Origin of the sequence: Enterovibrio nigricans DSM 22720 (assembly GCF_900167155.1) — a bacterium.
Taxonomy (GTDB): domain Bacteria; phylum Pseudomonadota; class Gammaproteobacteria; order Enterobacterales; family Vibrionaceae; genus Enterovibrio; species Enterovibrio nigricans.
The window spans coordinates 48,697-68,260 of the sequence record NZ_FUXU01000011.1; the positions used below are offsets into that span (position 1 = coordinate 48,697).

The following is a 19,564-nucleotide window of genomic DNA, read 5'->3' on the forward strand; positions in this document are numbered from 1 at the left end:
TTTTCTACACAGGAGGTGACTATGATCACGCATATCAGCCCAGTCGGGGCCATGGATCTTCTCTCTCAACTGGAAGTCGACAGACTCAAAGACACAGCAAAAAGCGATTTGTACCGTCTGTACCGCAATTGCTCCCTCGCTGTATTGAACTCAGGCAGCCACACTGACAGTTCAAAAGAACTGCTTGAGCAATACAAAACCTTCGACATACGAGTGATGCGAAGAGAACGCGGCGTGAAGCTCGAACTGATTAACCCACCCGAACACGCCTTTGTTGATGGGCGCATCATTCGAGGCATTCAGGAGCACATGTTCTCCGTGCTTCGCGACATAGTCCATGTCAACGTTCAGCTTGAGCATGCAAAAGTGTTCAACCTGACCAACTCCAGCCATATTACTAACCTTATTTTTGATATTTTGCGAAACGCCAAAGCACTTGTGCCAGGGAAAGACCCGAACCTTGTCGTCTGCTGGGGCGGGCACTCTATCAATGCCATTGAATACCAATACACGCGGGAAGTGGGTAATGAACTCGGTTTACGCGAACTTAATGTCTGTACCGGTTGTGGCCCTGGCGCGATGGAAGGTCCGATGAAAGGCGCAGCGATCGGCCACGCTAAACAACGCGTGAAAGACGGGCGTTTTCTAGGCTTAACCGAGCCTTCTATTATTGCAGCTGAGCCACCCAACCCCATCGTCAATGAGTTGGTGATCATGCCGGACATTGAGAAACGCCTCGAAGCTTTCGTGCGTATGGGCCATGCGATCATTATCTTCCCCGGTGGCGCAGGTACAGCGGAAGAACTCCTGTATTTGCTGGGCATATTGATGCACCCAGACAATGCAAGCCAACCCATGCCCGTCGTGCTGACTGGCCCGAAAGAAAGCGCCAATTACTTCCGCGTCATTGATGAATTCATACGTGATGTCTTGGGAGAACAAGCAACTAAGTATTATGAAATCGTCATTGGCGACCCAGCAAAAGCTGCCCGCATCATTAAACAAGCGATGCCCACAGTAAAAGAGCATCGCCAATCAACAGGCGACGCATACTCGTTCAATTGGTCGTTGAAAATATCGCCCGAATTCCAACTCCCTTTCGAACCAAACCATGAAAACATGGCAAACCTCGATCTACATATGAACCAACGTCCTGAGTTGCTTGCATCTGCTTTACGGCAAGCATTCTCCGGAATCGTAGCCGGTAATGTGAAAGAAGAAGGCATTCGCGAAATCGAGCGCAATGGCCCGTTCAAGATAAACGGCGATGCGATACTCATGAAGAAAATGGACAAACTCCTTCGAGGTTTCGTCGAACAACAACGAATGAAATTACCCGGCACCGCTTACGTACCGTGCTATGAAATCGTTCAAGGCTCTGGTGGCCGATAACGAAAAGCTCCTTTCATTTATCTTCCAACAAATTAGAATGGCCTTATCTGGCCATTCTTTTTGGGTAATCCATGTCAATCCATCTTGTCATCATTGATGCCATGAACCTCATCCGTCGTGTCCATGCCGCACAACCGAATCCCGATGACATCGCGGGAGCTGCACAGGTCTGTTGCCGCGCACTCAATAAAATCATAAAAGAAGCCGAGCCTACACACATGGTGGCTGTGTTTGACCACGCAGAGCAAGACAGAGGATGGCGTGCGGAATTAGTGCCTGAATACAAGCAAGGGCGTAAACCGATGCCGGAGGCTTTACAACAGGGCCTGAACAAGATCCAAGATGCGTTCTGGGATATGGGTATTGATTCCCTGCTGTCGTCCGGTGATGAAGCGGATGACATGATTGCGACACTGGCCTTGAAAGTAGGCAGCCACAACGGACAAGTCACTATCATCTCAACCGACAAAGGATATTGCCAACTTCTGCATCCAACCATTCGGATACGCGACTATTTCCAGCAGCGTTGGCTAGACACACCATTTATTGAAAAAGAATTTTCAGTGCTTGCATCACAGTTAACCGACTATTGGGGATTGGTGGGGATCAGCTCTAGTGGTGTTTCCGGTGTCCCCGGCATTGGTCCAAAAACAGCGTCCACATTGCTGCAACGCTATGGCACATTGGAGCAACTTTTTGCTGCTGAAGATATTGAACCTAAGTGGGCAAAAAAGCTGGACGGTAACCAAGCGCTGGCACTGCGCTGCAAACAAGTCGCCACGTTAAAAACCGATATCATCTTAGGGTTTAATCTGCAGGATATCCGCTTCAACCCTGCGCAATAGTTGCTAAAGAACCAAAAAAGGCAGCCAACTGGCTGCCTTCCAAACCCAAACGTTCTGAAGATTCAGGTTGTTTGTTCCGTATTACTTAATCACACGAATGTGAACGGTCACTTCTTCGCGGTCATGGTATAGATGCTTTGCTTGCATCTCAAAGCGAACCCCATTCTCAATCAAGAATTTTTTCAGGTTCTGCAAGTCATCTTTTACCTGCTCGTAACGACGGTTCATTGGCAGTTTAAGGTTGAAAATGGTTTCTTTTGCCCAACCCGCAATCAGCCACTCACCCATCAATTGCGCCACACGATAGGGTTTTTCAATCATGTCACACACTAGCCACGTTACGTTTTTTCTTGGTGGTTCAAACTTGAAACCATCAACGGCATGGTGCTTCACCTGGCCCGTTTCCATCAAGCTTTCGGCCATCGCGCCATTATCGACGGAGTGCACGAACATCGAACGCTTCACCAGCTGATAAGTCCAGCCCCCTGGACATGCACCCAGATCCACCGCCTTCATTCCAGGGGCTATGCGTTCATCCCACTCTTCACGCGGAATAAAGGCATGGAACGCCTCTTCCAACTTCAACGTTGACCGGCTCGGTGCATCTGACGGGAATTTTAAGCGATGGATACCCATATAGTGCGGTGAGTTGTTATTGCTCAGTGAATACCCCACAAAACAGCATCCTGGCGCCGTGAAACACAGGTGCAGCACAGGTTTTTTCGCGTTTTCTTTTGCCAGCAATACACCACGCTTTCGCAAAGCCTGACGCAATGGCACGGTAAACTTACGGCAGAATTTCAGCAGTTCTTTCGCTTGCGCGGTATCGGGGGTTTCAACACGTACGTCACCACATTTTGGCAACTCGCCGCCCAATGCAAGGATTGGTGATATCCGATCGCCTGGATCAAGATCGTTCAGTGTGTCTACGACAGCGATCATCTGGCGCGAAAAAATCAGAGAGGTTAACGGCAATTTCTGAAGCAGTTTTTCTGCATCGCCTTGCTGGTAACACTCAAACAGCACGTAGCCAGTATTCTTCTCCACGCGAGGAAAACCATACACTTCGACTTCCGTTGCCTTGTCCTGAATTTCACCCGCACACTCTTTTTCAAAGCCTTGGCGGCAATACAATAAAATCTGGTTCACACGAGGCCTTTTCTACCTGGTAAAAATAACGCGCCATTATCGTCAAGCAGCCCCTCTAACTCAAGCTTTGCGCCACAAAGACCACGCGGCCCCCCCCCAACCGACTAAAAAGCAAGTTCCACCAAGCGGTGTGATTGGCCATAACCAACGCCAGTCCAACAGCGCCAAACCATAAAGACTGCCACTGAAACAGAGGATACCAGCCCCAATAAAACAGGATGCGACAGCAAGACTACGCTTAGGTGCGACGTGATACCAAATACCTAGACCAATAAGTGCCAGCGCGTGCCAGAATTGATACTGAACGCCTTTCTCTACAATAGAGAGTTCATACGGTGTTAATTGTGCTTTTAACCCATGAGCTGCAAACGCCCCAAGCGCGACAGCGACACCAGCAACAAGGCATCCTATCGATGCGATTTTTCTTCCAATCATGCGCACACCTTTTGAATGAAAGCCACGATCTTATCTGCGGCCAATTGGCGGTTTTGTGATTCTGTATGGCCGGAAGCTTTACGAGGTTTAAAGCTGTGATCACCGTCAGGTATGAAGGTTAACGTCACAAAGTCTGATAACGGATAGGCTTCGAGCTCACTTCGGTTTCCAAAAGTGTCTCGCTCTCCTTGGAGGATCAGCGCAGGTAATGTCAATGACGCCAAGTGCTCACCTTTGTCTTTTTCCGGTTTCCCTGGAGGGTGGAAAGGAAAACCAAGGCAACAGATCCCTTTAATTCGCGCACACTCCGACAGGTGGCTCGCCATTCGGCCTCCCATCGACTTTCCACCAATCACCGTGCTCTCTGATGCGAACTCATCGATCACTGCGTTAAAGGCGTCAAGGAGCTTGGGCGCGCGATCGGGTGGTCGTTTTTTCCCATCTTCGGCTCGTTTGACCATATAAGGAAAATTAAAACGAACAACACGCACACCTTGCGCCGCGATACGCCTTGCTACATCGTCCATAAAGTCATGGTCCATCCCCGCCCCAGCACCGTGGGCAAAAATAAAAGTAAATGCGGCCTCGTCTGGACCATCAATTAACACATGATTCATGCAGAAATACTCTCCTGTTCTGCGGCGGCTTTCGCCAGCACCCACTCCCTAAACGCACTGATCCTTCCTGAGTCAGCGTCTTTTTGCTGACTGACAAGATAAAACGCATTTTTACTCATTAAAAAATGGTCAAACGGACACACTAAACGCCCAGATTCTAATTCTGGCTGAGCAAGCACGTTATTACTGAGAGCCACCCCTTGTCCCAATGCTGCCGCTTGAAGCACCATCGCGGAATGACTAAAAATCGGGCCATAGTTTAGATTAACGCTGCTAATCTGATAAAGCTTGGCGTAGGCTTTCCAATCTTTTCGAGAACGATCGTGCAGCAAAGTGTGATGTTGTAAGTCTTCAAGGGTGTTCAATGGCTTGGCGCCTGCAAGCGTCGCGGGACTGCAAACCGGCAATAAAAACTCTGGGTACAGCTCGTCACAGCGCAGTCCTGCCCAATTGCCTCGACCATAGTAAATAGCCACATCGACATCATCAGTCAACGATCCATCCTCCATATCAACAGCCTTGATTCGGACATCAATTTCAGGGTGCTGCTGATTGAAATCAGCCAACCTCGGCACCAACCACTGGATAGCAAAACTTGGCGGTAAACTAATCGTTAACGCACCTTTTGCACCGCGTTCCAACACACGATCTGTCGCATCCGCCAATGCAATTAAAATATCCTTAATATCAAGGAAATAACCTTGTCCCTCTTCCGTCAGGAGAAGCGAACGATTCCTTCTGCGAAATAGTTTCAAACCCAGAAATTCTTCTAAGGCTTTAATTTGATGACTGACCGCAGCTTGCGTGACGAACAGCTCTTCCGCTGCACGCGTGAAGCTCAAGTGGCGCGCGGCTGCTTCGAAGACGCGCAAGGCATTTAAAGGTGGTAACCGACGAGCCATACCCCTTCCTTAAAGATAAGTTTTTCTAATGTAAAACATTATAAAATGTCCATTGTTCTGGCGCCAGAGAAAACCTATAGTTTGCACGCACCACAAAGTCCGCATTTTTCGCGAATCTCTCTTTGTGGTTGCGATGTTGTGTTTGCATATTTTTGGCTAATGCCAGATCTCGGTAGTGATTGCTACCCTAATACTTGCTGTATTTTGAATCCGATCTATCAAATGATTTGTCGTAGCACTGAGTGAAAACTCGGTGCTTTTTTTTGTATACGATAAACACATTCTGACACCTTGCGCCCCACAAAACACAGAAATAGACTTTCACTTGAGTTAACGCGTGAGAAAGGTGATCATTCTCTCCCTGTTCCGGTTTAAGTGATTTTCCCACGATGACAACGCGCCCTTTTCACGTTGAAACGATACGAAAAGCGTTTCCTTCTTTGACCCACAATGCCACTCAGCAGTCTTTGGTATACCTTGACAGTGCGGCCACATCACAAAAGCCAAAGGTAGTCATTGACGCGATCAGTCAATATTATTCTGGTGCGACAGCTAACGTACATCGTGGCTCACATTCATTAACAACCGCAGCAACCAACCGTTTCGAAGCGGCCAGAAAAACTGTCGCAGACTTTTTGGGTGCACCGAGCAAAGGCATCGTTTGGACTCGCGGCGCAACAGAAGCCTTGAACCTCATTGCACAAAGCTACGCGAGGCAGCACTTAAATCAAGGCGATGAAATCCTTGTCAGTGAAATGGAACACCACGCCAACATCGTCCCTTGGCAGATTGTGGCACAGCAAACAGGTGCGACGATTGTAAAGTGGCCAATAAATCCTACCTCATGCACCCTCGACCTAGACACGTTTGATTCCCTACTCAACGAGAAAACCAAATTGGTTGTTTTGGGACATATCAGCAATGTGACAGGTACGCGCAATCCCATTGAGCCTGTTATTGAAAAAGCCCACAACATGGGTGCTGTCGTGGTTGTGGATGGCGCACAGGCTGTCGTGCATGAGGCCATCAACGTCACAGATATTGATGCTGACTTTTATGTGTTTTCTGGTCATAAACTCTTTGCACCATCAGGCATTGGCGCCCTTTTCGGAAAGCCCGCGCTTCTCGACGCGATGCCACCATGGCATGGCGGTGGAAAGATGGTAGAGAAAGTCTCCTTTCAAGGCACACAATTTGCCCAATCACCTGCAAAGTTTGAAGCAGGAACGCCGAATGTCGCGGGGGCCATTGGTTTAGCAACAGCCATAAATTGGTACAATTCGATCAATAGAGCGGAAGCAGAGCATCACATCGCTCAACTACAAACCCGACTCGTCAATGGCATTAAGGACATTGATGATTTGCGTATTATTGGCCTCCAGCCGGGAGCGAGTGTAGTGGCATTCAATGTTGACGGTGTGCATCACTCAGACATCGCGACGCTTCTTGACCAACAAGGTATCGCCATTCGCTCTGGACATCATTGTGCGCATCCCCTGATGGATGCACTCGGAATTAATGGTTGTGTGCGCGTGTCCATTGCTTTGTATAATACAGAGGAAGAAATTGATCGTTGTATCGCTGCGATACAAAAAGCCTGCGACTTACTTTAACCACGGCATATAATCATGAACTCATTTCCTGCCCATCCTTTCGGCACCGATATAACCACCGACGTCATCTTGTCACAAATGGCGAACTGTCGTTCTTGGGAAGATAAATACCGCGTCGTCATTCAGCTAGGGAAAAAGCTTCCAGTACTATCTGAAGCGCAGAAAATGCATAGCCTGAATGTACCGGGCTGCGAGAGTAAAGTGTGGCTTTCAGTGCAAGAAAAAGAAAATCTGTATTATTTTTCTGCTGATTCAGATGCACGAATTGTCAAAGGGTTATTAGCTATCGTTCTCGCAGCGGTAGAAGGTAAGACACGCGAAGATATTCAATCATTTCAGTTTGATGATTATTTTAAATCGATGGATCTCATCCATCATTTAAGCGAATCCCGCAGCAATGGCATGTATGCGATCATCGAACAAATCCGCACAATTTAAGTACGCTGAAAACGATAGTTTATTCTTTTTTTTCACCCTGTTAGCTGACTACGTTACCGTACAAACACCACTATAAAGCTGAGACGTTGGTCAATTATTCTGATATTCGGTTTGCCAATTTCTCACTTTATTCCTTAACTAGTTGTGAGTGTTTTTTAAACAGAGGTTTTCACTGGAAATACGGTTTTTAAATACCTGACTCTCCCACCTTAATAACAAAAAACACAATAAGAACCCAAGAAAAACACAGAAAGAACCGAAATTTAACACCATGTTAACTTTCGGTTCGATATTATGGATCCAGATCTTGTTTCTATAATTCTCCCTCCTTTCGTTTTGCCTTAATCAAAAGATTGTATATCTTTAATCTCGGTGGTCACAAAATCGGCATAATAATAATATATCTTATTCTGAGACTATCTGAGTTTCCATAGTCTCAACCCTTATGCGCTATAAACAAAATATATAGGTGCCTGTATTTTTGGGCTTCCAAATGCAGTTACAGGGGTCATTTAATGCTTGTTGTTAAGAATGGAGTCATCAATGAAGAAACTCGCGCTCATCACCGGTTCGAAAGGTGGTATCGGCTCGGCGATCACGGAAAAACTGGTAAGTCAGGGCTATCGCGTGATTGCGACCTACTTCACTGGAAACCTGCAATGTGCTGAGCAATGGTTTGAAGAAAAGCAATTTAATTCAGACCAAGTGCGCTTATTCGAATTAGACGTGACTAACACAGAGGAATGTGCAGAGCGTCTACCAAAACTTCTTGAGGAAGAAGGCACCATCGACGTGCTCGTGAACAATGCGGGCATTACACGTGATGGGCAATTCAAAAAAATGGCCGCTGAAAACTGGCGTGCTGTTATCGATACCAACCTCAACAGTCTTTTCAATGTCACTCAACCTCTCTTTGCAGCGATGTGCGAAAAAGGCGGTTGCCGTGTCGTCAATATCTCTTCCGTAAATGGCCTTAAAGGTCAGTTCGGCCAAACCAACTACTCAGCGGCTAAAGCTGGGATGATTGGTTTTACCAAAGCACTGGCTTTCGAAGGTGCGAGATATGGCGTAACTGCAAACGTCGTAGCCCCTGGCTATACAGCAACCCCGATGGTAGAAGCGATGCGCGATGAAGTGCTCGACTCTATCAAGGCAGAAATCCCGATGAAGCGCCTAGCTCGTCCGGAAGAAATTGCCGATGCCGTGGCTTACCTTGCCGGTGAGTCTGGCGCATATATCACTGGGGAAACGCTGTCGGTCAACGGCGGCTTGTACATGAACTAAGAAGGGACACGTTCACATGGAAAAAGTGTATATCGTCGCAGCCAAGCGTACGGCGCTAGGCGCGTTTACGGGTTCATTGAAAGACACACCTGCCGGTCAACTTGCTGCCGTTGCCATCAAAGGTGCATTGGAAGCAGGCAATATCGCTCCAGATGCCATCAATGAAGTTATCTTGGGTAACGTAGTGTCAGCAGGACAAGGAATGGGCATTGGTCGCCAAGCAGCTATCTTTGCTGGATTGCCTGAAACCGTTCCCGCCTATGCCATCAACATGGTTTGTGGCAGTGGCATGAAAGCCGTCATGGATGCGGTATCCCATATTCGCTGTGGTGACGCAGAAGTCGTGGTTGCTGCTGGCGTTGAAAACATGTCTCAAATCCCTTTTGCTGCATCTGGCGCACTGCGCGGTGGGCAAAAAATGGGTGACATAAGCCTCAAAGATCTCCTTATCAATGACGGCCTGACTGATGTGTTCAATGCATATCACATGGGTGTTACTGCTGAAAACGTGGCTGAACTGGTCGGTTTAAGTCGCGAACAGCAAGATGCATACGCTCAACAAAGCCAACAAAAAGCCGTCGCTGCCATTGAAGCGGGACGTTTCAAAGATGAAATCGTACCCGTTGAAGTGAAACAACGTCGCCAAACTGTTTCTTTTGATACTGACGAATATCCAAAAGCAGATTGTACGCAAGAAGGTCTCGCAAAGCTCCGTCCTGCTTTCAACCGTGAAGGTACAGTGACTGCGGGTAATGCTTCAGGCCTAAACGATGGTGCAAGTGCAATTATCGTTGCTTCAGAATCAGCAGTTCAACGCCTCGGTCTCAAGCCGTTGGCAGAAATCACCAGCTATGCACAAGTTGGGTTAGATCCAAAAATCATGGGCCTTGGCCCAGTGGGTGCAGTAACGGAAGCGCTGAAAAAAGCAGAGCTTTCGATTTCCGACATGGATCTGTTCGAGCTCAATGAAGCCTTTGCTGCTCAGGCTCTGGGTGTTGTCCACCAATTGGCAGACACACACAAAGTAACGCCTGAGACCATTTTGGAAAAGGCAAATGTAAATGGTGGCGCAATCGCATTGGGCCACCCACTCGGCGCATCAGGAAACCGCGTTTTGGTCTCCCTGATCCACGAACTGGAAAAACGCGAAGGCACCTACGGTGTGGCCTCGCTATGTATCGGTGGCGGCATGGGAACGGCAGTTGTCGTTAAACGTGCAAATAGCTAACGAACGTTAAACCCCCTTGGATCTAATTACTACTCTCAGGAGAAACACCATGTACACAGATATGTTTAAAGCGTTCTCAGAGCAAACTGAAAAAACTCTGGCACCTTATGTGAAATTCAACAAGTTAGTAGCGAAAAACGTTGAGACGCTGACTGAGCTTCAACTGAACGCTGTCAAAACTTACAGCGAAATGGGCCTTGCTCAACTTAAAGCTGCAAGCGAAGTGACTGACGTAACTTCAATGACGGCATACAGCAGCCAACAACTGGCAGCTCTGACCAAATTGTCTCAACAAATGATGGATGACAGCACAAAGCTGCAATCTGTTGCGAAAGAGTTCAAAGACGATCTGGAAAAACTGACTACTGATAATCTGAAAGCGGCTACGCCAGCTTAATCAAGGTTACCCGCCCTCAGTATGCTGAGGGCGGTGTTGTTTCCGATCAAGAGGGTTTACACATGTATCAGAACTTCTTTTCGGACTACCTTGTAAAACTCCAAGAGAGTAACCAGCAATGGTGGACGGATCTCGAGCAAGGCAAGGCGGCCGTAAATACACCCTTAAACAAAGCTATCCATGAGCTAAGTGTTGATGACACCGCAAAGCTGTTGGAAGGCGCTGCAAATCAACCCGCTGCAATGCTGCAAATTCAAATGCAGTGGTGGGAAAAACAAATGCAAATCTGGCAAAACGTCACATTGGCTGCGAACCAAGCAGAAATTGTTGCGCCAGAAAAAGATGATAAACGCTTTCAAGACAAAAGCTGGCAGGATGAAGTTTGCTATAACTTTATCAAACAATCCTACCTACTATTCGGACGTACATACCTCGATACCATCAATGCCGTAGAAGGCTTAGATGATAAAGCCAAAGAGCGTCTGAATTTCTTTTCTCGCCAAGCTATTAATGCAATGTCACCCAGTAACTTCGTAGGGACTAACCCTGAGTTGCTGAAATTAACAATGGAAAAGAACGGCGAAAACCTGGTGAAAGGCTTGCAAACCTTGCAAGAAGATCTCGAATCCAGTGCCGATATTCTTAAAATCCGTATGACAAATAACAATGCGTTCCGCCTCGGTGAAGACGTGGCAAATACGCAAGGTGACGTTGTTTTCAAAAATGAATTGTTCGAACTGATTCAATATCGCCCACTCACAGAACAAGTGAACGCGACGCCACTACTGATCGTGCCTCCATTCATCAACAAGTACTACATTCTGGACCTTCGTGAGAAGAACTCCATGGTACGTTGGTTAGTAGAGCAAGGTCACACTGTCTTTATGATGTCATGGCGCAATCCAGGTGCCGACCAAAGAGACACTGAATTTGGTGACTATATTACCGAAGGCGTTGTGAAAGCGGTTACGGCGATTGAAGATATCACCGGACAATCTCAAATCAACGCAGCTGGCTACTGTATTGGTGGTACTGTTCTCGCAAGCACCATTGCTTACTATACAGCTAAGCGAATGAAAGCACGGATCAAATCGGCGTCGTTCTTCACGACACTGCTTGATTTTGCACAGCCAGGTGAAGTCGGTGCTTACATCAACGATAGCGTGATTAGTGCTATCGAGCTTCAAAACAATGCCCAAGGTTACATGGATGGTCGTTCGCTGAGTGTGACGTTTAGTCTGCTTCGCGAAAACAGCCTCTATTGGAACTACTACATTGACAATTATTTAAAAGGGAACAGTCCTGTCGACTTTGATCTCCTTTATTGGAACAGTGACAGCACAAACGTTGCGGCGACCACGCACAACTTTATGCTGCGCGAACTCTACCTGAACAATAAACTGGTTCAGGAAAAAGGTGTAAAAGTGGGTGGTGTCTGGATTGATTTGAATAAAATCAAAATCCCAAGCTACTTTATTTCAACCAAAGAAGACCATATCGCTCTTTGGCAAGGCACGTATCGTGGCGCGCTGAATGTTGGAGGTAATAAGACCTTTGTACTGGGTGAATCCGGTCATATTGCAGGTATTATTAACCATCCGGCAAAAGAAAAATATGGTTATTGGGTAAATGAAGAGCTGAGTGAATCTGCTGACGACTGGTTTGAATCAGCGCAGCACAACACTGGGTCTTGGTGGGTACACTGGGACAAGTGGCTTTCATCTTACAACCCAAAAGAGAAGATTGCCCCTTATCAACAAGGTTCTGAAACTTATCCGGTACTGGCCGTTGCACCAGGTGATTATGTTAAGCAGGTTCTGCCTGTTCCGCAAAAATCAAAACCTGCGGCGAAAAAGCCTCGTACTAAAGCAGAAGCATAATTGCTACTGACTCAGACTAAAAAAGGCCGCTTGCGGCCTTTTTCTTATCCCAAAAGCAACTAAACGTCGTTTACTTTTTCGCGGTCAGTTTTGCGATAATGCGAGAAACTGCGACAAAACCAAACGTCGCTGTCACCATCGTTGCTGCGCCAAATCCGCTCGCGCAATCCATACGTTTTGGCCCCTCAGCGGTCGCTTTTGTCTCACACACACTGCCGTCAGGTTGCGGGTATTTCAACTGCTCTGTTGAGAAGACACAATCGATTCCAAATTTTCGACCTTGCGTTTTTGTGAAGTTATGGAAGCGACGCAAATTGTTGCGAAGCTTCGCCGCTAATGGGTCTTGAATCGTTTTGGTTAGATCGGCCACCTGAATTTGAGTCGGGTCAATCTGGCCACCAGCCCCACCGACCGTAATAATCTTTATTTTTTTACGCTTACAATAAGCCAATAGTGCAGTTTTTGGCTTTATACTATCGATGGCATCGAGGACATAATCAAAATCTTGGGTTATGTATTCTGGGATATTCTCTTCCGAAATAAAGTCATCAATCATATGTACGATGCAATCTGGGTTGATGGCACGCACGCGCTCTGCCATCACTTCAACCTTACTTTGGCCGATAGTTCCTGACATCGCATGGATTTGACGATTAATATTCGTAACGCAAATGTCATCCATATCAATCAATGTCAATTTTCCCACGCCGCTACGCGCAAGTGCTTCCACAGCCCAAGAGCCAACACCACCAATACCGATCACACAAACATGCGACTGACGCAAGATCTCAAGCTCTGTGGCACCATACAAGCGGCGCGTGCCCCCGAAACGTTGCTGGTAGCTTTCCGATGCTGGGGAAGGTGTTGTCATACTGATGCACTCTGATTATGAAAAAGACCAATGGACTGCGGTTTATACGCGTTTGCCATAAAAATGTCCATGTTCGACCCACGTCATATTGGTGAGCGAACACCTCGAATGACTTCCCGTCGCAACCAGTCGATAACCTGCTTTACGGGTCCCAATCGTCGCTTGTAGCCATGACTAAAAAGAAAATACCCATACGGACTGTCATACGCCATTGATACAGGATTCACAACAACCGTTTTTTTTACGTATTTCTGCACCAAAAACTCAGGGATCAAAGCAACCCCTTCACAGTGTCTTACCGCCTCAAACGCCATATAAAAATGTTCAAACCCCACGCCATATTGAGGTGTATCAGGTGAAATCCCTTTGTCATGCCAGAACTGATTCCAGATTTGAGGGCGCGTAATATGACTAATGGCATTGAGGGTAAGCAACGCGTCAATATTATCAACACCCTTCATCAGTTCTGGCGAACCCACCAGCAATAAACGCTCGCGAATGATGAGCTCAGCATCCTCATCATGGGTCGATAGTGGCAAACAATGGATTGCGATATCGCTTTGATATCGGTTTTGCCCGTCCGCTGTCACGCTCGCCCTGACGACAAGATCTATCTTCGGATGTTTACTCCTAAAATCGCTTAATCTGGGTATCAACCACATGCTTGCCATTGAAGGGGGCACAGAGAGTTCAACACGGCTCTTGGTTTCTGATGACTGCATGACCGACGAGGTCGCATGCTGTAAGTTCTCCAACGCTTCAACCACAGACGGTAAATACCGCCGTCCGGCATCGGTCAATTCCACCTTCCCCCCATTACGTTCAAATAACGAACACCCCATCAACTCTTCAAGCTGAGCGATCTGCTTACTGATGGCACTTTGTGTCAAATTTAGCAGCACAGCAGCTTTTGAAAAATTCAAGGTTTGTGCCACCACGCTAAAAGTTCGCAATGTTTTAATTGGTGGTATTGGCATACTCATACAGCACACACCCCTATAGGTATGAATTTTTGGAATACCCACTGAATTTATATCGTTTGCTGTTCATTTTCCAACCCGTTATTACTTAAATGTCCAAGCAACAAAAATATATTCGTTGCTTTGGGGCGATACACAATTATTCCATATTCTTGTTTAAGGATGGCGCAAGGAAACGATGACCCACATATTGCAACGGCACTGCCACTCTACCCTTCCTGTCGTGGAAGGTGGCCAAGGCGTTTACCTCATTGATAATGAAGGAAAGGCATATTTAGACGGTTGCGGTGGTGCTGCCGTGTCATGCCTCGGGCATAGCCATCAAGGTGTCCTTGGTGCAATTCAAACGCAACTGCACACTATTCCATATGCTCATACCAGTTTTTTTACTTCCCCAGTGGCTGAAGAACTCGCAGAGAGGCTTGCTGACAAAGCACCCGGTCCACTTAATCACGTCTACCTTGTCAGCGGGGGGTCCGAAGCAGTTGAATCGGCACTAAAAATGGCACGACAGTATTTTATTGAAACCGGGGAGGCTCAACGAACCCGTTACATCGCGCGTCGACAGAGCTATCACGGAAACACGTTTGGCGCTCTCGGTGTGGGGGGGAATATGTGGCGAAAAGCGCCCTTTTCTCCGTTGCTTATTGATAGTGAACTGATAGCGCCGTGTTATGCCTACCGTGATAAAAAAGAAAACGAAAGTCACTTTGAATACGGACAGCGCGTTGCCAACGAACTTGAGTCGCGATTGCTTGCTGTTGGTCCGGACACCGTGATTGCATTTGTGGCTGAACCCATAGTAGGGGCCACCGCCGGCGCACTGGTTGCCGAAGAGGGATACTTTAAACGTATTCGAGAAATCTGTGACAAATACGGTGTGCTGCTTATTCTTGATGAAGTGATGTGTGGAAGCGGCCGCACCGGGACATATTTTGCTTATGAGCAAGAAGGTGTCATCCCCGATTTGGTCACCATGGCCAAAGGCTTAGCGGCTGGGTACCAACCCATTGGGGCTGTGATGGTTCATGACAAGATTTACGATGCCATCGCTCAAGGCTCTGGCTATTTCCAGCATGGTCACACCTTTATGGCTCACCCTTTGGCATGCGCAGCGGCCTGTGCCACGCTTGATGCATTGGAATCAAATGTGCTGAGGCAAGTGACGGAAAAGGGTGACTATCTGGTCAAACAATTACGTTCGACGTTTAGTGACCATCCTTTTGTCGGTGACATTCGAGGTCGAGGTCTGTTTCTTGGGATTGAACTCGTTGAAGACAAGAAGAGTAAAACTCCGTTCTCACCGACACGCGCATTACACGCACAAGTTAAAAACACTGCGATGCATGAAGGCCTAATGTGCTACCCAATGGACGGCACCGTGGATGGAAAACAGGGGCATCACATTCTTCTTGCTCCCCCATTCATTATTTCTGAAAACGAAATAGATGAGCTGGTGCTAAAGCTCAGTCGCACGTTAGACAAAGTATTTATATAAGGACATGCCGTGCAAAAAGGAAGAACCATCATCGTCGCGCCAAACGGGGCGCGACGGGGAAAGGAAGCACATGACGAACTCCCTATCACGCTGGATGAAATGAGCCAGTGCCTAACCTTATGTGCCGATGCGGGCTCCGCCATGGCACACATGCATGTAAGAGATACCTTAGGTAAGCATTCTTTGGACGTTGCGCTTAATCACGAGTGGCTCACTGAAATACGGCGGCGACACGATCATGATCTCGTCATCCAACTGACCACCGAAGCCATAGGCCAATTCACACCTCAAGAACAAATGGCCTTGGTTCGAGGCACAGAGCCGGAAGCCATCTCCCTCGCATTAAGAGAGTTACGACCAAATGCCAGCTTTGAACGTGAAGCCAGCCGCTTCTTCCATGAACTTGAAGAACGGAAAATCTACGTTCAGTACATTTTGTATGATGCAGCAGATTTATCTTTATACTTTCAACTGGTTAATGACAAAAAATTGCCACACAAAGGCCATCACCTACTATTGGTTCTAGGAAAGTATAAAAAAGACATGTTGTCAGTCCCAACTGATTTGCTTGATTTTGACATTAAACGCATCAATTTCGAGGGAATTTCGTGGGCTACATGTGCATTTGGAAAGAACGAGCATCAATGTCTTTCCGGGGCAATGTCGCTAGGGGGCGATGTGCGTGTTGGGTTTGAAAATAACCTAGTAAATTTAACGGGTCAACATGCGATAAACAACGCTGAGCTCGTTCAGCAACTCGCGATATTGTCTCGAAGAATGGGTTTAAATATCAATTCTGCGGAAGATTTAAGAAAAAATATCTCTCGTAGCTTTGAATCGTGAGGTATCTCTCTTGCGATCGAAATTGTTCCTATCACATAATTTCGGTGCGATATTGACTCACATTTTTTTAACGGCGGATTATCACCCCGTTAGCAATCACATCATCGACAAGGACATAAAGCATGAAAGCGTTAAAACCAACTCTGGCCGCAATGAGCTTTGCAGCTGCTTTAACTGCCGTACCTGCTCAGGCGAATCAGTTTGTAACCATTGGTACTGGTGGGGTCACTGGTGTGTACTACCCAACAGGTGGTGCAATCTGCCGTCTGGTTAACAAGTCGAAAAAAGACCACGGCATTCGTTGTTCAGTAGAATCAACAGGCGGTTCTATCTACAACATCAACACAATTCGCGCCGGTGAATTGGACATGGGTATTGCTCAGTCTGACTGGCAATATCACGCGTACAATGGCACGAGTAAGTTTAAAGACAGAGGTGCTTATAAAGACCTGCGAGCAGTATTCTCTGTTCACCCAGAACCCTTTACCGTTGTTGCACGTGCTGATGCTGGCATCACAACCTTTGATGACCTGAAAGGAAAACGTGTCAATGTGGGTAACCCTGGTTCAGGTCAGCGCGGCACCATTGAAGTGCTGATGGACGAAATGGGCTGGACAATGGATGACTTCAAGCAAGTCTCTGAGCTCAAAGCAGCAGAACAATCTAAAGCACTTTGTGACAACAAAATTGATGCAATGGTTTATACCGTTGGCCACCCAAGTGGTGCCATTCAAGAAGCAACCACCGCATGTGATAGCGTGATTGTTGAAGTCAGCAATGAAGCGGCACAAAAACTGGTTGATGCGAATGACTACTACCGTTCAGCGACTATCCCAGGCGGTATGTACCGTGGTAACGCTGAAGACACTACTACCTTTGGTGTTGGTGCAACGTTCGTTTCATCTACTGAAGTTCCTGACGACGTGATTTATAACGTTACCAAAGCCGTGTTCGAAAACTTTGATGACTTCCGTCGCCTGCACCCTGCATTCTCTAATCTGAAGAAAGAAGAAATGGTCGCTGACGGTCTGTCTGCACCACTGCACCCTGGTGCAGAAAAGTACTACCGTGAAGTGGGTTTAATTAAATAATCGACGTCACTGAAAAACCAAAAAGGCGGGACAATGTCCCGCCTTTTCTTATTCTGACGCTTGTTCCGTCTCAGGTTGTTCTTTCACTTCTTCCACAGTGTTCGGCTTATTTAGCTTCCACACACGTCCAAAGTGTTTATGATGCCCAGCCTGTATGCCAGCCTCTTCACCCATGCCATGATAAAGATCTAAGTGGTTCTTTTTCACTGCACCACCCGTGTCGAGAGCCATCAGCAATTTCAGTACATGCTGACCATTCCAATTCCCTTCAGCATCGAGTTGAGGCACTTCGGCCAACAACACGCTTCCCATAGGTAAATAGTCACGATCAGCCGCCACTGACGCCCCCGCCAACAAGGGAATGCCAGCGGTACCCGTGACTGGGTGTGCCGATTTCGGTGAAAAGAAAACGTAAGACGGGTTCTGGTTCAGCAATTCAATAACAGTTTGCTCATCATGCACAGCAACCCAATCTTTGATCGCTTTAAGTGACATTTTCTCGCGTGGAACTTCACCACGCTCAATCAGTACCTTACCTATGCTGACATACGGATGTCCGTTCTTGCCACCGTAAGCAAAATACTCAAGTGGTTCACTGTCACCAAAGTGGATAAAGCCACTGCCTTGCACTTCCATGATGAAGTTATCAATCAACGAGGCACTGTAACCCAACTCTAATCCCAACCCATCAAGGGCCCCATCATATATCTCTTCTCGTGTGGGGCATTTCTCATCACATTTTGGCTTCGCATACACCGGATAGCGGTACTGCGCATCAGGTACGTGTCGCATCTCAATCACTGGCGAGAAATAGCCGGTGAACAACACGTTGCCATAACTGTCTCCCCCCCCCATCTGCTCAATTTGAATACCATAATCGGTCAATGTCGTTGGCTCACCACTTTCAGACAGCCAGCGTTTTACACCCTCATACAACGATTGATGCGAAGCAGTTAAAGACGGAGAAAGCGTTTCCACTTTTTCAAGTTGTGCGGGAAAGAGAGAATAATCTTTTGGTTTCTCAGATGCGATCAACCCAACAGGGTTCAATACTTCATCAAAACTGTCATCAATATATTGCTGTCCACGGTCAGTTGGACGAACACAAGCGGTCATAAGTAGGGAAAGACCGACAACAAAAAGTGCGCGTTTCACAGGAATTCCAGAATAATCGAACATGTCGTCGAGGGTGACAGAAGCACGCTCACTCTGCAACGAAAACGGCAATAGCCCATGTAGTTACTGGTGTTTATAATGCGATCGAGAGCATATCAATTAAACATTGAAATATTTTGTCACATTTCTGTCACACTATTTCGTTTAAATCGAGTGAAAAGAAAGTGTCTTAAAAGTTACACACACGTAAAGGATGGCTATATGGATTTTAAAGTGGGACGTAAAACCTTACTCAACCCAGACGCAATTGAGTACCAATGGATTCGAACACTCGCCAGTGACGGCAGCAGCGATGAGATGATCAACAGCAGTATTCGCCGATGCCTTGGTGGCACCGACGATATGGCTGACAGAATGCGACGTGTCGCGTTAGGGATGTGTCCAATTACAGAATTGTTGCGCGTCTTACCTACAACCTACTAGAAAACAGGCTAAGGCCGTTTCTCGAACGGCGTGCTGTAGTGATAGGGCTTTTCTCGCTGTAAGGTATCTACACCCTCAACAACATAGAGATACGTTTTATTCCCTACGGTGTAAATCAGTTTGGTTCCCGTAAACTCATAATGACTTGTTGCTCTGGCTCCCTTCATATAGATGCCATCTTTGCGCACTTCAAACCGATCTGCGGCGTAGGGAGCAACGCCCTGCTCTATCCATTCGCCATAAATTTCAGACTGGTCAACTTTTGAAAAAATGGGGATATCATTGGCAACAAGAAATCCTATCGTTCCCCCAACAAGAACGACAAATAATGCAACAGATTGCCCGACAATGCTCACGTAAGCGACTCACCAGTATAAAAAATCAGATTACCACACAATGATATTATAGAAACGCCAATGCTGCTGCTAAAGTCGGACATTCTTAGTCTGAAGGAAGCTCACACCTCTTGTAAATTCGGGCATGATTAGTCATTATTCAAGCA

20 protein-coding genes are annotated in these 19,564 nt (G+C 47.0%); 12 read left to right on the plus strand and 8 right to left on the minus strand.

Annotated elements, in window-relative coordinates:
• Positions 1-21: 21 nt before the first annotated feature.
• The gene (gene ppnN, locus B5D35_RS06465) at positions 22-1,392 is read left to right on the plus strand and encodes a nucleotide 5'-monophosphate nucleosidase PpnN (protein WP_078751779.1); all 1,371 of its coding nucleotides are present in this window, start codon (positions 22-24) and stop codon (positions 1,390-1,392) included.
• Between the two features lie 71 nt (positions 1,393-1,463).
• On the plus strand, positions 1,464-2,237 hold the full coding sequence (gene xni / locus B5D35_RS06470; RefSeq protein WP_078751780.1) for a flap endonuclease Xni: 774 nt from the start codon (positions 1,464-1,466) through the stop codon (positions 2,235-2,237).
• Between the two features lie 81 nt (positions 2,238-2,318).
• Here xni and rlmM read toward each other — a convergent pair whose 3' ends face one another.
• From rlmM to B5D35_RS06490, 4 genes are read right to left on the minus strand one after another with little or no spacing between them, the layout of a single operon-like run.
• Positions 2,319-3,386 carry a 23S rRNA (cytidine(2498)-2'-O)-methyltransferase RlmM gene (gene rlmM / locus B5D35_RS06475; RefSeq protein ID WP_078751781.1) on the minus strand — a complete coding sequence of 356 codons (1,068 nt, stop codon included), beginning with the start codon at positions 3,384-3,386 and terminating at the stop codon, positions 2,319-2,321.
• Positions 3,387-3,446: 60 nt separating this feature from the next.
• Positions 3,447-3,821, minus strand: coding sequence for a DUF423 domain-containing protein (locus B5D35_RS06480; protein ID WP_078751782.1), 375 nt, complete (start codon positions 3,819-3,821; stop codon positions 3,447-3,449).
• Complete coding sequence (locus B5D35_RS06485; protein WP_078751783.1) at positions 3,818-4,438, minus strand: alpha/beta family hydrolase; 621 nt, start codon at positions 4,436-4,438, stop codon at positions 3,818-3,820. Before B5D35_RS06485 ends, B5D35_RS06480 begins: the two co-directional genes overlap by 4 nt.
• On the minus strand, positions 4,435-5,340 hold the full coding sequence (locus B5D35_RS06490; RefSeq protein WP_078751784.1) for a transcriptional regulator GcvA: 906 nt from the start codon (positions 5,338-5,340) through the stop codon (positions 4,435-4,437). Before B5D35_RS06490 ends, B5D35_RS06485 begins: the two co-directional genes overlap by 4 nt.
• A 389-nt stretch (positions 5,341-5,729) precedes the next feature.
• Here B5D35_RS06490 and csdA point away from each other — a divergent pair, with 389 nt between their 5' ends.
• The 6 genes from csdA (at position 5,730) to phaC (ending at position 12,180) form a co-directional block, all read left to right on the plus strand.
• Entirely contained in the window at positions 5,730-6,953 is a 1,224-nt protein-coding gene (csdA, locus tag B5D35_RS06495) for a cysteine desulfurase CsdA (protein ID WP_078751785.1), read from the plus strand.
• A 15-nt stretch (positions 6,954-6,968) separates the two neighbouring features.
• Positions 6,969-7,391 carry a cysteine desulfurase sulfur acceptor subunit CsdE gene (gene csdE / locus B5D35_RS06500; protein WP_078751786.1) on the plus strand — a complete coding sequence of 141 codons (423 nt, stop codon included), beginning with the start codon at positions 6,969-6,971 and terminating at the stop codon, positions 7,389-7,391.
• A 543-nt stretch (positions 7,392-7,934) separates the two neighbouring features.
• Positions 7,935-8,675 carry an SDR family oxidoreductase gene (locus B5D35_RS06505; RefSeq protein ID WP_078751787.1) on the plus strand — a complete coding sequence of 247 codons (741 nt, stop codon included), beginning with the start codon at positions 7,935-7,937 and terminating at the stop codon, positions 8,673-8,675.
• Positions 8,676-8,691: 16 nt separating this feature from the next.
• Entirely contained in the window at positions 8,692-9,903 is a 1,212-nt protein-coding gene (locus tag B5D35_RS06510; RefSeq protein ID WP_078751788.1) for an acetyl-CoA C-acetyltransferase, read from the plus strand.
• Between the two features lie 49 nt (positions 9,904-9,952).
• Positions 9,953-10,300 (plus strand): phasin family protein, encoded by a 348-nt coding sequence (locus B5D35_RS06515; protein WP_078751789.1) that lies wholly within the window; start codon positions 9,953-9,955, stop codon positions 10,298-10,300.
• Between the two features lie 62 nt (positions 10,301-10,362).
• The gene (gene phaC, locus B5D35_RS06520; RefSeq protein ID WP_078751790.1) at positions 10,363-12,180 is read left to right on the plus strand and encodes a class I poly(R)-hydroxyalkanoic acid synthase; all 1,818 of its coding nucleotides are present in this window, start codon (positions 10,363-10,365) and stop codon (positions 12,178-12,180) included.
• A 70-nt stretch (positions 12,181-12,250) separates the two neighbouring features.
• Here the strand turns inward: phaC and tcdA are convergent, their stop codons facing one another.
• Complete coding sequence (gene tcdA, locus B5D35_RS06525) at positions 12,251-13,051, minus strand: tRNA cyclic N6-threonylcarbamoyladenosine(37) synthase TcdA (protein ID WP_078751791.1); 801 nt, start codon at positions 13,049-13,051, stop codon at positions 12,251-12,253.
• An 83-nt stretch (positions 13,052-13,134) separates the two neighbouring features.
• Complete coding sequence (locus B5D35_RS06530) at positions 13,135-14,034, minus strand: LysR family transcriptional regulator (protein WP_078751792.1); 900 nt, start codon at positions 14,032-14,034, stop codon at positions 13,135-13,137.
• Between the two features lie 175 nt (positions 14,035-14,209).
• Between B5D35_RS06530 and B5D35_RS06535 the strand changes: the two genes are divergently transcribed.
• The 3 genes from B5D35_RS06535 (at position 14,210) to B5D35_RS06545 (ending at position 17,463) form a co-directional block, all read left to right on the plus strand.
• The gene (locus B5D35_RS06535; protein WP_078751793.1) at positions 14,210-15,529 is read left to right on the plus strand and encodes an aspartate aminotransferase family protein; all 1,320 of its coding nucleotides are present in this window, start codon (positions 14,210-14,212) and stop codon (positions 15,527-15,529) included.
• Positions 15,530-15,538: 9 nt separating this feature from the next.
• Entirely contained in the window at positions 15,539-16,372 is an 834-nt protein-coding gene (locus tag B5D35_RS06540; protein WP_078751794.1) for a beta-keto acid cleavage family enzyme, read from the plus strand.
• A gap of 122 nt (positions 16,373-16,494) precedes the next feature.
• Entirely contained in the window at positions 16,495-17,463 is a 969-nt protein-coding gene (locus B5D35_RS06545; protein ID WP_078751795.1) for a TAXI family TRAP transporter solute-binding subunit, read from the plus strand.
• A 48-nt stretch (positions 17,464-17,511) separates the two neighbouring features.
• Here the strand turns inward: B5D35_RS06545 and mltA are convergent, their stop codons facing one another.
• A complete protein-coding gene (mltA, locus tag B5D35_RS06550) occupies positions 17,512-18,618 on the minus strand; it encodes a murein transglycosylase A (RefSeq protein ID WP_078751796.1) in 1,107 nt (368 codons plus the stop codon).
• A 222-nt stretch (positions 18,619-18,840) separates the two neighbouring features.
• Here mltA and B5D35_RS06555 point away from each other — a divergent pair, with 222 nt between their 5' ends.
• On the plus strand, positions 18,841-19,062 hold the full coding sequence (locus B5D35_RS06555; protein ID WP_078751797.1) for a hypothetical protein: 222 nt from the start codon (positions 18,841-18,843) through the stop codon (positions 19,060-19,062).
• Between the two features lie 8 nt (positions 19,063-19,070).
• Here B5D35_RS06555 and B5D35_RS06560 read toward each other — a convergent pair whose 3' ends face one another.
• Positions 19,071-19,418: a DUF2850 domain-containing protein gene (locus B5D35_RS06560; RefSeq protein ID WP_078751798.1), complete on the minus strand. Its 348-nt coding sequence runs from the start codon at positions 19,416-19,418 to the stop codon at positions 19,071-19,073.
• Positions 19,419-19,564 lie beyond the last annotated feature (146 nt).